This window comes from Sedimentitalea sp. (genome assembly GCF_039973035.1).
Classification (GTDB): Bacteria; Pseudomonadota; Alphaproteobacteria; order Rhodobacterales; family Rhodobacteraceae; genus Sedimentitalea.
In genome coordinates this window covers 24,898-37,296 of the sequence record NZ_JBDWLR010000086.1, presented here as the reverse complement: position 1 = coordinate 37,296, position 12,399 = coordinate 24,898, and the positions used below count along the sequence as shown (strand labels likewise).

At 57.7% G+C, this 12,399-nt stretch carries 7 protein-coding genes and 1 pseudogene; all 8 read right to left on the bottom strand.

Annotated elements, in window-relative coordinates; genetic code table 11:
* Positions 1-6 precede the first annotated feature (6 nt).
* The 8 genes and pseudogenes from tagH to tssH all read right to left on the bottom strand — a co-directional run bounded on the left by tagH (position 7) and on the right by tssH (position 12,380).
* On the bottom strand, positions 7-1,434 hold the full coding sequence (tagH, locus tag ABJO75_RS21525; protein WP_348126425.1) for a type VI secretion system-associated FHA domain protein TagH: 1,428 nt from the start codon (positions 1,432-1,434) through the stop codon (positions 7-9).
* An 8-nt stretch (positions 1,435-1,442) separates the two neighbouring features.
* Positions 1,443-1,745 carry a PAAR domain-containing protein gene (locus ABJO75_RS21520; RefSeq protein ID WP_348126424.1) on the bottom strand — a complete coding sequence of 101 codons (303 nt, stop codon included), beginning with the start codon at positions 1,743-1,745 and terminating at the stop codon, positions 1,443-1,445.
* Positions 1,742-2,353 (bottom strand): hypothetical protein, encoded by a 612-nt coding sequence (locus ABJO75_RS21515; RefSeq protein ID WP_348126423.1) that lies wholly within the window; start codon positions 2,351-2,353, stop codon positions 1,742-1,744. The genes ABJO75_RS21520 and ABJO75_RS21515 overlap by 4 nt, the downstream gene beginning before the upstream one ends.
* Positions 2,354-2,361: 8 nt before the next feature.
* Positions 2,362-4,623: a type VI secretion system tip protein TssI/VgrG gene (gene tssI, locus ABJO75_RS21510; protein ID WP_348126422.1), complete on the bottom strand. Its 2,262-nt coding sequence runs from the start codon at positions 4,621-4,623 to the stop codon at positions 2,362-2,364.
* A gap of 63 nt (positions 4,624-4,686) precedes the next feature.
* Positions 4,687-7,995 (bottom strand): type VI secretion system contractile sheath large subunit, encoded by a 3,309-nt coding sequence (locus tag ABJO75_RS21505; protein ID WP_348126580.1) that lies wholly within the window; start codon positions 7,993-7,995, stop codon positions 4,687-4,689.
* Between the two features lie 321 nt (positions 7,996-8,316).
* A pseudogene (gene tssB, locus ABJO75_RS21500) lies at positions 8,317-8,790 on the bottom strand (type VI secretion system contractile sheath small subunit); the annotation flags it as partial.
* Positions 8,787-9,647, bottom strand: coding sequence for an ion transporter (locus ABJO75_RS21495; RefSeq protein ID WP_348126421.1), 861 nt, complete (start codon positions 9,645-9,647; stop codon positions 8,787-8,789). The pseudogene tssB and the gene ABJO75_RS21495, both read right to left, overlap by 4 nt.
* A gap of 30 nt (positions 9,648-9,677) precedes the next feature.
* A complete protein-coding gene (tssH, locus tag ABJO75_RS21490) occupies positions 9,678-12,380 on the bottom strand; it encodes a type VI secretion system ATPase TssH (protein WP_348126419.1) in 2,703 nt (900 codons plus the stop codon).
* Positions 12,381-12,399: the final 19 nt, after the last annotated feature.

Here is a 12,399-nt window from a genome sequence, read left to right as displayed (position 1 = left end):
CGGACGCTATTTCAGCTTGTCCAGTTGTTCCTTGTAGGCCCGTGCGAATTCACGGCTGAAGAGATCATGAAAATCGTTTTCCGCCTGATCGGATATGTCGGCATAGAGCTTTTCGTAAACTTCCCAGTACCGCGCCTTCTTGCCTTTGAGCAGGCCACCCAATCCGCCACTGGTTTCGATCTTGCCTGCCAACTCCTGCGGGTCCAGCCGGGTCAGCACACCTTTCAGTGCGGCCTCCATGCCAGTTACCATTGCGATCTCATGCGCCTTGATATCGGTCAACGCCTCTTCGACGGCAGATTCAGCACTCAGATACCCGCGCGTTCCGGGTTTTACGATGGCTTCGACCGCCTGTTCCGGGCTGATCGAAAACTTCAGGGGGTTGTTGCCGCCGGCGCTGATCATCGTCTGTTCGATACGAAATTCGCCCTTGATCGACGTCCGGGTCATCAGGATTTCGCGCAACCCCGTGACCAGCGTCTTCATGACCCGACCCATGCGCGCCATGGTGTTGACCATGTCCGCATCATCAATCTTGACCTCATCCGCCCCGACCGCCCGCAAAAAGGCGCGTGCAGCATCGGTATCAACAGGGGCATCCGGGTCCACCGACGCCTTTGACGGTTCCACTGCTGGGGCGGTCGGTTTGGCCACTGACTTGGCGGCAGCAGGAGTAGGAACGACTGTTTTGGGCTGCTCGGGTTCAGGTTTCGGTTCGGGCGCAGCCGTCGCCGGTTCCCCCCCTAAAAACTCATCATCCCAGTCGTCCGGGATCAAACCGCCTCCGCCGGACGTTTGCGGGCTAAAGCTGTCCTGCGCCGAAGGGTTGTGGCTGGGTGAACTCGCACCTTCGCCCTGACGTCCGTCATCCGGTTTCTGGAAAAACGAGTCTTCCTCTTCGCCCAGTGGTGGCAGTAACTCGTCGATCGGGTCCACCGGGTTGATCTGTGACGGTCCAGTCGGCCCTGCCTCGGCCCCCAGAAGGTCGTCCAGAAAATCGCCACCCGGACCGACATCATCCAGTAATGCAAGCGGATCGGGCGCCTTGGACGCATCGCCGTGTGACGCAGGCGCCTGTGCTAGCGGATCGGCTGGCCCCTGCCCTACATCAGCGAGATCCGATGTGATATTGACGACGAGTTCATAGGAACCAAGCGCCAGAACGTCACCGCTGTTCAAGGGTGTCGGCACTTTGCCAAGTGGGATTTTGCTGTAGTTCAGGAACGTGCCATTGGTCGAAAGATCAACAATCACCACATTGCCATTGTGATCCTCGATCACGCAATGGCTCTTGGACAGCAACCGATCTGGATCGGGCAGCACGAGATCATTCGCCTCTCCACGACCGACCGTCAGGCTGCCACCCTGCATGCGCACGGGTTGGGCGTTGCCGGGGATCGTGCCCGAGGATTGAAATTTCAGTGTGACCGGCATTGCGGCGTCTATCCTCCGGTCAATACGGTGAACTCGCCTTTGACAATCGCCCCGCCGCAAGCTGTCGAGTCACCGATCCGCGAGGCCGGCATGTTCGAGATCAGAACCGTTGCCGACCCCATAACGTTCGGATGCGGACCCAGACCGGACGGATGCAGATCGCCAATGCGCGCAGCGGGCAGCTTGGCCACCAGAACCGTTGGCGCGCACGGAGGGATAATCACGGAGCTACCCGGTACCGGGCCTGCCGGCGTCGGCGCAAATAATGCGCAAAGCACGCTGTCGGTAATGCGGGCCTGTGGTCTGGTCATGCGCTTGCCTCCTCTTCTGGCATGGGTTCTGAAATCGTGCCGTTCCCACCCCTTGCGATATCCAGCGCCCGGTCGATAAGCAATTGAACATGCGCATCAAACTTATCAGATAGTTCACCCAAGGCCACCACATTCATGGCAAATGCCGCCAGTTCCGATGCACCTGCCGGTGCCGGGTATTCCGCAAGATCTCCGGGTCCCAGGGTGCCATCGCTATAGAGAACCGCAACCGCGCAGTTCACCGTATCGTCATCGACATAGGCGTGATCCAGTGTCGCGCGCGCAGTTTCCCGGTTCTCTTCGGTCGGATCAAATACCCACGCCTCGGAAGCCGCCAGAGAGGGCGGATCCTTGTGCGACTTCGGCCCGATGTAATCACGCGCGGCCAGACAAGCCCACCACACGCGTTCGCGCGCAGGCAACAGGGTCGACAACAACAGCAAGATGTCGATCCACTGTTCCTTGGACTGCAACTCGGCAAGCACAACTTCTGCAGAGGCGCTCGCCGGGGCTTCGATCAAAGTATCCAGCCGGACGTTGGCCAGCGACAGGACCTTGGCCGCGGGTTCCTGTGGTATCTTGGTCAAGCCTTTGAATCTATCGCTCATGACACCACCTAGTTGATCATGGTAATGCCGCCCTTGGCGGTCAGCATTCCATCCCCCTTGACTGTTGTCAGCTTGGATTTCAACTCGGCCATTGCCGTACCTTCAAATTTGAGCATGGTGGCCTTGATGGTCACGGACACCGGATCGATGACAATTGACGACCCGCCGACCTTGAGTTCGATCTTCTGTGCCGCTGTCATCGTGATCTTGCCGGATTTCACATCCACCGTCATGTTCCCGGTTTTGACCGTCTTGGCGTCATTTCCGGTGATGGTCTTTGTGTGCTTGCCTTCGATTTTCTGGGTCTTGTCCGTTTTGATTTCGATGTTCTGACTGCCCGTCTTGATCAGGTATTCCTCATCACCTTTTTCGATGGTCAGACTGTGATCACCCTCCTGCACAACACGTGTCACGTGCTGCTTGATGATTTCGCTCAGGCTGCCGTCTTCTACGTCGCTCTTGATCTTGCCTTCACCATCAACCTGCTCATGTTCTTCCAAGCCGATCGCCACCACCGATTTGTTCTTGATGAGCATCTGGTGATCCTTCTGCGCCTGAACACGCATTTTTTCGGAGCCCTTTAGATCATCGAACATCAGTTCGTTGTATTCCTTGTCGCTGCCTTGCTTTGAAGATCGCGTTCGGATGCCGAGCTCAGTCGGATTGTCGGGATATGTGTAGGCCGGCTTTTGCCAGTCGTTATACATCATCCCCGTACAGATCGGTCGATCAGGATCACCCTCTTCAAACTCGATCACCGCCTCTTGCCCCATGCGCGGCAAGGCGACCATGCCCCATCCGGTGCCGGACCACGGGGTCATGACCCGCACCCAGCATGACGACATCTCGTTCTTTTCGCCAAGGCGATCCCAATGGAACTGCACCTTGATTCGGCCCCATTCGTCCGTCCAGATTTCCTCGCCTGACTTGCCGACGACGGTTGCGGTATGCGGCCCTGAAATCTTGGGCCACGGCGTCTTGATCGGCGCGCGGTACTGGGTTGTCTTGGGGATTGATCGAAAGGTCGAGGCGAAGGCGTCCTTTTCCATCGTTTTCGGAAACGCCGGATCAAGCATCGACAGATCGCGCCGCTGTTCCCGGTCTGGCTGAGTCAGATGATCGAACAGAAACTGCTCGACACCTGTACGCTTCATGTCACCGCGCATCTTGCGCGCTTCTCTGGCCTCCTTGTCCTCCTCGGCACTCAGAAAATTCTGATCCTGCACGTAGTGTTCGGCGGAAACGATCAGATAGTTCGAGTTGGCCGCCTTGTCCGGATGCTTGTCCATGGCAAAGGTCTGGCCGGCGGCAAGCGCCCGCACATTCGCCGCTGCACGAAAGGTGTTGAACGGAACCGTTTCGGCTTCCATTCGGACGGTGGCATATTTCTCGCCAATTTTCTTGTCGTCGCCGAAGACACCAGGATAGCTGTGATGCCCGTGGTAGTCATAGATTTCGTGGTTCTTGTGCGAATGGCTCCCGGATTCGATGGCGTGTTCGAACTTCAGATCAGCATTCTGCAACTTGAAATCAAAATCGTTGAGCGTGACCTTGCCGCTGGTTACCCGCTCGATCTCGGTCCACTCTGCGATGTGATCCTCGCGCGCCTTTTCCGCGCCCCGTTCCATTTGACGTGCATGATAGTCAATGGTCGCGTGGCCCGGCACTTCGGAATGGGCGCTGATTGAATCGCAAAGCACCAGCTTTTCAACCGCTGTGGAATCCAGATCGTTCGAAAAGTAGAAGTATATCCCCTCCTCTTCCATCAATCGGCACAGGAACGCATAATCGGTTTCGCGGTATTGTACGCAATAGGTGCGTACATCGTAAGTTCCGGTCAGCTTGTTCTCGAAATCCGTCAACCCGTGTGTCGACAGCAGGTCCGAGATAATGTCAGGGACGCTCATTTCCTGATAGATCCGGCAGTTCTGGCTGCGCGTCAAAAGCCAGAACCATGGGCGCAGGTCGGCAAGATAATACCAATTCCCCTGATAATAGCCGAGCTTTTCCATCGACATGCAAAGACCGCTAAAGATGCGCTCGCTCTCATCCTCGGTCTTGACGTGAACCCGCATGTTGCGGCCTACAACGCCACTGATATCTGCATCTTCCGACCAGCTTCTGATCAGAACGCTGGTCTCGGTCAGCTTGCTCAGGCCTTCCTTGATAACCGCACGGAAAACATTTGGGCCTTCCTCGCCCTTTCCGGGCCAAGAGAACTCGCCGGAAATCCAGCTTCGGGCGTCGGGAAATGGCTTATAATCAGGCATCTCTTTTCCTTTCGGAACACCACCCGTCGTGCAAGGCGACAGGTTCAGAATAATAACTCATCACTATAAATCCTCCAGCAAGGCCGCGAGGTCGGCATCAACATTTCCCGGATCGGCATCCGGCGTCGCGGCGTCATCAAACCCGGCCAACAAATCGTCCAGTCCAAGATCATCGTCGTCGCCTGCTCCCGCATCTGCTGCGGGTTCGGGCGTGGGCATTGGCGGCGAAGGTGGCGGCGGCGGCACATCCGACCACGGCCCCAGAATATCGCCCCCCGCAAGCGACTGGAACGACGCCAGCCGGATTTCATCACGGCCCTTGATCGATACCACTGGCATCACCCCACGCGCCATGACCTTTTCCACCTTGTCGAGCGTCAGATTTCGCTCGGTGCAGGGCAAAGCAACCTGATCGCCATACTGGTCGGTGACAAAGTGAAAGGGGATGTCTCCCAGCGACATGATCGAGCCAAGCCCCATATGCGTGCCATTTTCCTTGTAGGACTTGGCCAGCAGGATCGCCACAAGCACAACCGGGTTTGCCCAGAGCATTCCGCGCAGGCCTGCCTCCATTGTGAACTCTTCGAAATCGAATTCATAGATCGGCTCGGACTTTGCACCATACGGGCGACGCAGCAGGAACCGGGGCGCGGCCAGCCCGAGATACCCGGCCTCGGGCATCGCGCGCAGCGTATCCCAGGCCGTTGTGACCAGCGGGTGACGATCCTCCTTGGCAGTCTCCATGAATGTCGGTGAAAGGGCCGCCAAAAACGGGGCGTCCACATGCGCCGCAACCCGTCCGATCCGTCCGAGCAGTTCGGCATGCGGTGGCGTTTCTTCGAACGTATAAAGCCCGATGATCGCCGAATATCCGCCGCGCCCAGACTCGGGATCCAGTGGTGCTTCGGTCAAAAGCCGCACGATCCCGGATTGGGTCAAATCCTCTGCCGCCGCGAGATCCGCACCAATTTCTTCAGCCGAAACGTCGTATAACATCACCTCAAGCGTATCGTCGACTTCGATGCTACGCGCGATCAGATCCAGCGAGCGCCATTGCGCCTCGATCGACTGAAACTCCGGATGATGCAGGATCAGCCGCATCGCAGAGGAAAGCGCTTTATCCACCGCATCTTGCATCGCGACCGTATCCGCATCAGCCACGGCGCGCACATGTGGCCCAACGATCTGGGCGATCATGTCCTCAACCGGTGATGCCGTGGACAATTCGGCACCGGTATCACCGATCAGTTGCTGGAACTCCGACAGTTTCAGATTGGCCGGAATCGCGTTGCCGCCCGACCGCGACTTTGGCGGGGACACCGGCGTTCCATAAGTCTCGCCCCAGGACTTGAGACGCTGCGCAGCATTCCCGGCGGTGGACCCATTCGCAAGCTGAGCCCGAAGACCCTGCAGATCAGAAAAGATCGGAACATTCTCATAGAGCTCATCAGGATGCAGATCATCCAGTTCTCCCAGCTTGACCTCTACCCCGGAACCGTCTCTGCCGATTGGCAGCACCAACGAGGTTCCGAAACGCGCGATCCCCTCTTCAACTGTATCCGGATCCAAGAGGATGGCCTCACGCGCAGCAAGCGCGTCGCCGGTCTCCAGTTGTCCGCGCGCCGCGCGTCCCGAGAAATCCCCCATCAGCGCGATACGGAAACGTTTTCGGTTCAACCTCTCCGCATCGGGCCGCGCGCCCGTCATAAGACCAAATGCAAATTCCGGCTCGCCCGTAGGCTTTGCATCATCGTTCGCGTCATCTACGGACGTGTCGCTCAGTAGATCGTCAAGATCGACTGTTGACGCAGCAGGTTCGGGATTTGCCGGTACGCTTAGATCACCCAGCAAATCATCGAGATCATCCACGGGTACCTCATCCTCATCAGATGTGGGAACTTCAGGCGCATCGGATTCGCCGAGATCGCCGAACAAGTCATCAAGATCTTCGGTTGCGCTTTCTTCAGTTTCACTCACGCCATCAGGCGCGGCAGTTTGTGCGGCCTCGTCAACGAAATCTTCGGGATCGGCCAGCAGATCATCGAAATCGTCGGCTTGTGCGGCCTCCACATCCGACGAACCAGGTTCGCTCAAATCCCCCAGCAAGTCGTCGAGATCGTCGGCAGTCTCTTCTTCGGCCTCACTCCCGCTCAGGGGCTCAACGGCTGGCGTCACGCTTACAGGCGCGTCCAAGTCCCCTGGCAAATCGTCTAAATCATCGGCTTCGCCGTCATCCAGTGATTCCGTATCTTGTCCCGCGGACTCATCAGGCTCTATTTCACCCAAGTCTCCCAGCAAATCATCCAGATCGTCCGGTTCAGACGCAATTGGGGTCGTATCTTCACCTAGTGGATCCAATGCGGGTTCTTCGAGAACCGCCTCGGAAAAGTCGGAGATTGGGTCGGTGACGACAGTCTCTGCACTGTCAGGAGCATCCAAATCTCCGAGCAAATCGTCGAGGTCATCTGATTCAGCCGCAACATCCCCGATCTCGGGCGCGCTCGGCACATTTTCAGTCGGCTCACTCGGTGCCGCGGCATCCTCGCCCAGCCCCAAAAGATCATCCAGAACGTCCGACACGTCCGCATCGTCAACGCCAAGCAGATCATCCAGATCAGTCTCTGCAGGCTCTTCTTGGGCACCGGATGTTTCGAGGCTGTCCAACGCAAGCGTCATATCATCTGCCTGCGGAGGATCATCCGGCTGCGCATTTGCAAGGTCCGCCAGCACATCAACGCTGCCATCATCAAGCGGTGTCTCGACTTCAACCGACGCCAGACTGTCCAGTGCGGCGCCGAGGTTATCCATTTCAGGAATGTCTTCCGGAGCGGCATCGGCGAGCTCCTCAAGTGTATCGTCAGTTGCGTCCGGAACTGGGGCTTGAACCTCGACATCCGCAAGGCTGTCCAATGCCGCACCAATGTCGTCCGGTTCCGGTGTCTCTTCTGGAGCCGCCGCGGCTAGGCCAGCCAAAGCATCGCCCGTGCTGTTGTCGACCGGCACGTCGGCTGAAACTTCGGCCAGACTGTCCAGCGCAGCACTAACATCGTCGGAGACCGGCGCCTCGTCCGGAGCGGCGGCGGCAAGATCGGCCAGTGTATCATCGACGCCGCTGTCTTCCTGTGCCCTCGTTTCGATCTCGGCCAGACTGTCCAATGCCGCGCCAACCTCGTCCGGTGCAGGGGCATCTTGCGGGGCGTTCGCCGCCAAATCCGCCAACGTTGCCGCGCTTTCGTCTTTTGGTGCCTCCGCGATCTCTACCTGCGCCAAACTTTCGAGTGCTGCGGCTGCTGTATCGGGTGCATCGGCTTCATCTGGAACGGAACTGGAAAGACCCGCGAGAGCATCGTTAACACTCGTGTCCGGTGCCATCTCCGTTGGTGTCATGCCACGCAGATTGTCCAGCGCGGCGTGGGCATTGTCTTCCCCGGACGTGTCCGTGGGCGCCTGATTGCGCAGACCGGCAAGAACATCTGTTCTGGGATCTCCCTGCTTCGGCTCATTCGCAGTGGCCTGTGCGAGCGCCGCAAGAACATCTGCAGAGGTATCCTTTGCAGTTTCGTCCACAGGGACATTCGACTTCAAATCGCCAAGCACGCTGTCGGCCGCATTCACCTGCTGAGGCTCTTCCTTGGCCAAGGCGCGCAAGCTGTCCAGAGTGGCGGTGTCGTCAGAACCACCCTGCGAGGTTCCCGCAAGCGCCGACAGCAACGTAGGATTTGCGAGAATTTTCTCGATCAGTGTTTCCGCACCAACCTTGCCATCCATATAGGTCATCAAATTCGACAGTTGGGTGCGGGCCTCCAGAAGAGAGCGCAGCGGCGCGACCTTGGCGGCAATTGCCTGGGGCGAAAAATCATCCATCTTTTCAAAGGTTAAATCGACCGCAAGATTGCCCTCACCGGTCAGCGTGTTGGGTACACTAAACGAGGCGCGAGGCTGCATGGCCCGCATTCGATCGTCAAAATTATCGACATCAATTTCAAGGAACTTACGGTCGTCGATCGATGGCTGCGCCACCGTGGATTTGCCTGCAAGATCAGACATGACGCCCATGACAAAGGGCAATTGCACCTTCTTTTCGGAACCGTACAGCTCAACATCATACTCGATCTGCACCCGGGGTGCGCGATTGCGAGCGATGAATTTCTGCGAGCTGTCAGTCATTTCTGCCCTTCCTTGAGTTCCGCAACTTCGGCCCGCAATGCACGGATCTCGGCCAGCATCTCGGTCACATGCGCATCGACGATATCAGTCTCGCTCTTGACGAGTTCACGCAAGTTTTCAAATTCGGCTTCGTTTTCTTCCTCCACCGCCGACTGCATGGTGTTCACCAACAGACCGATGAACAGGTTCAGCACCGAAAACGCGGTAATAATGATGAATGGCACAAAGAAGGCCCAAGCATAGGGATGCACCTCCATCACAGGGCGCACGATGCCCATCGACCAGCTTTCCAGCGTCATGATCTGAAACAGCGAATACAGACTTCGGCCAAGTGTACCGAACCATTCATAGAAATCCGGCCCATACATCAGTGTGGCCATCACTCCGAAGACATAGAACACGATCGAAATCATGATGATCACCGCGCCCATGCCCGGCAGCGCATCCAGTAAGGCCTGCACCACTGACCGCATTTGCGGGATGACTGACAGCAGCCGCATGGCCCGGATCACCCGCAGCCCCCGCAGCGCTGACAGCCCACCCTTGTCCGGCAGCAGGCCCAGACCAACGACGATAAAGTCGAATACATTCCACGGGTTGGAGAAGAAGCCGCGAATACCGTAGGCATAAAACTTGAGTGCGAGTTCGGCGACAAAGATCATCAACACGATCTGGTCGATCACCTTGAGCGCCGGCCCCATGACATTGTCGATGTTTTCCGACGTCGACATGCCCAAGGTCACGGCATTGAAAATGATCACGCCCAGGATCGCGTTCTTAACGCGGTCTCGTTCGACAAACTCCAGCGCTTTTTCCCGCAGGGTGGTTGTCTGATTGATGTCCGGGCTCGTCTGCACGTCTTGCGCTCCTTGGTTTATGTTCGGGCCTTACTCGAACGCATATGAGAAATTCGTACCATCGCTGTCTATGGCAACCTTGGTCACGGCCCCGCCTTCCATCATGCGACGCAAGAATTCCGCCGAAATTTCCGGCAACATCGTGTTGGTCACGATTGCGTCGATCATGCGACCGCCACTTTCCAGTTCCTGACAGCGATCGACAATCGTGTCGACAACCGCATCGGAATATTCAAACGGCACGCCATGCGAAGTTTCGACCCGGCGTTTGATCCGACCCAATTGCAACCGTGTGATTTCGGCGATCATATCAGGGCTGAGCGGATAATAGGGGATTGTAACCAGACGCCCAAGCAGCGCCGCCGGAAAAATCTTGAGCAACGGATCACGTAAGGCTTTGGCGATGCCATCAGGTTCGGGCATCAGGTCAGGATCGGCGCACATATCCATGATCATGTCGCTGCCCGCGTTGCTGGTCAGCAGGATAAGCGTGTTCTTGAAATCGATCACCCGGCCTTCGCCGTCTTCCATCACGCCCTTGTCAAAGACCTGAAAAAAGATCTCGTGCACATCAGGATGAGCCTTTTCGACCTCATCCAACAATACGACGGAATAGGGTTTGCGCCGTACCGCCTCGGTCAGCACGCCGCCCTCGCCATAACCGACATAGCCCGGAGGCGCGCCTTTCAGGCTGCTGACGGTGTGGGCCTCCTGGTATTCGCTCATGTTGATGGTGATGACGTTCTGCTCACCGCCATACAGCACCTCGGCCAACGCCAGCGCGGTTTCGGTCTTGCCCACACCCGATGTGCCAGCAAGCAGGAAAACACCGATAGGCTTGGACGGATTGTCGAGCCCCGCGCGCGAGGTTTGAATACGCTTCGCAATCATCTGCATCGCGTGATCCTGTCCGATCACCCGCTTCGCCAGATGGTCCTCAAGGTGCAGGATCGTCTCTATCTCGTCCTTGACCATGCGGCCAACCGGAATGCCAGTCCAATCGCCGACGACACTGGCAACCGCCTGATGATCGACAATCGGCAGTATCAGGGGGCTTTCGCCCTGCACTTCGGTCAGTTCTGCGTTCTTTGCCCTGAGTTCCGCCATCAGGCTTGCCCGTTCCTCGTCACTCAGCGGGCTTTGCTCTGCTTCGCCTTCCTCCGGTGCTGCATCCACCGGCGCCCCGCCTTCGCGCAGCTTGGCGCGCAGGTCGAGAATACTTTCAACAACTGTCTTTTCCGCTTCCCAACGGCCGGTCAATTCGGTCAGCCGCTCCTCTTCCACTGCCTTGGCGGCGGTCACAGCTTCGCGCCGGTCGGCCACTTCATAGCCTGCGGTTTCGTCACGCCCGATGATATCAAGCTCGGTTGTCAGCGCTTCGATACGACGGCGGCTGTCGTCCACCTTCGCTGGAACTGCATGCTGGCTGACGGCGACACGCGCGCAAGCGGTATCAAGCAGGCTGACCGATTTATCCGGCAGTTGACGCGCCGGGATGTAACGCGCCGACAATGTGACTGCCGCCTCAATCCCCTCGTCCAGCACCTGCACCCTATGATGACCTTCCAACATCGAGGCAATGCCACGCATCATCAAAATCGCCTTGGGGATATCGGGTTCGTCAACCTGCACCACCTGGAAACGACGGGTCAAAGCCGGGTCTTTTTCGATGTATTTCTTGTATTCCGCCCAAGTGGTTGCACCGATGGTCCGCAATGTACCACGCGCCAACGCGGGCTTCAGCAGGTTCGCCGCGTCGCCTGTTCCTGCGGCGCCACCGGCCCCCACAAGGGTATGCGTCTCGTCGACAAACATCACTATTGGTTGGTCGCTCGCCTGCACTTCGTCGATCACCTGACGCAAGCGATTCTCGAATTCACCCTTCATGCTGGCCCCGGCCTGCAGCAAACCAACATCCAGAACCAGCAGGCGCACGTTTCGCAATGCGGGCGGTACATCACCACGTGCGATGCGCAGCGCAAAGCCTTCGACAACGGCGGTTTTGCCGACGCCCGCCTCGCCAGTCAGGATTGGGTTGTTCTGTCGGCGGCGCATCAGCACATCGACAATCTGGCGGATTTCTTCGTCGCGCCCGACAATGGGATCAATCTCACCATTGCGCGCCTGCTCGGTCAGGTCGGTACAAAACTGGTCCAGCGCCTCGGTACTGCCCAGTTGCGCCTGTCGCGCTCCGCTGGCTTCGCCCGGTTCCGCACCACCGCCCGTCTGGCTGCCGTCCTTGGGGCGTAGCATCTCTTCGGGCGATCCATCGGTCACCTTGGCGAAGTTGTCGGCGAGATCATCCGCCCCGATGCTGCCAAGTTCGGGTGTCATGGATTTCAGGATGTTGCGCAGCGCGGGCGTCTTCAGCATTCCCAACAGCAAGTGTCCAGTTCGGACTTGGTTGGAGCTGTAAAGCAGAGACCCCCAAATCCAACCGCGTTCCATTGCGTCCATCAGATGATCGGATAGATCGGAAATCGCGCTGGCCCCGCGCGGCAAGGCATCAAGAGATCTGGTCATCTCGGCCGAGATCTTGCCAGGGTCCAGATCATAGTGGTCAATGATGCGATGAATGTCGCTGTCCTGCCCGTTCAGGATCTGATGCATCCAGTGCACGACCTCGACATAAGGATTGCCCCGCATCTTGCAGAACACCGTGGCCCCTTCTACGGCTTGATAGCCCAGTTTGTTGAGCTTTCCGAACAACGCTACGCGGCTGATTTCGGTCATCTGATGTCCTTCCTAGTCA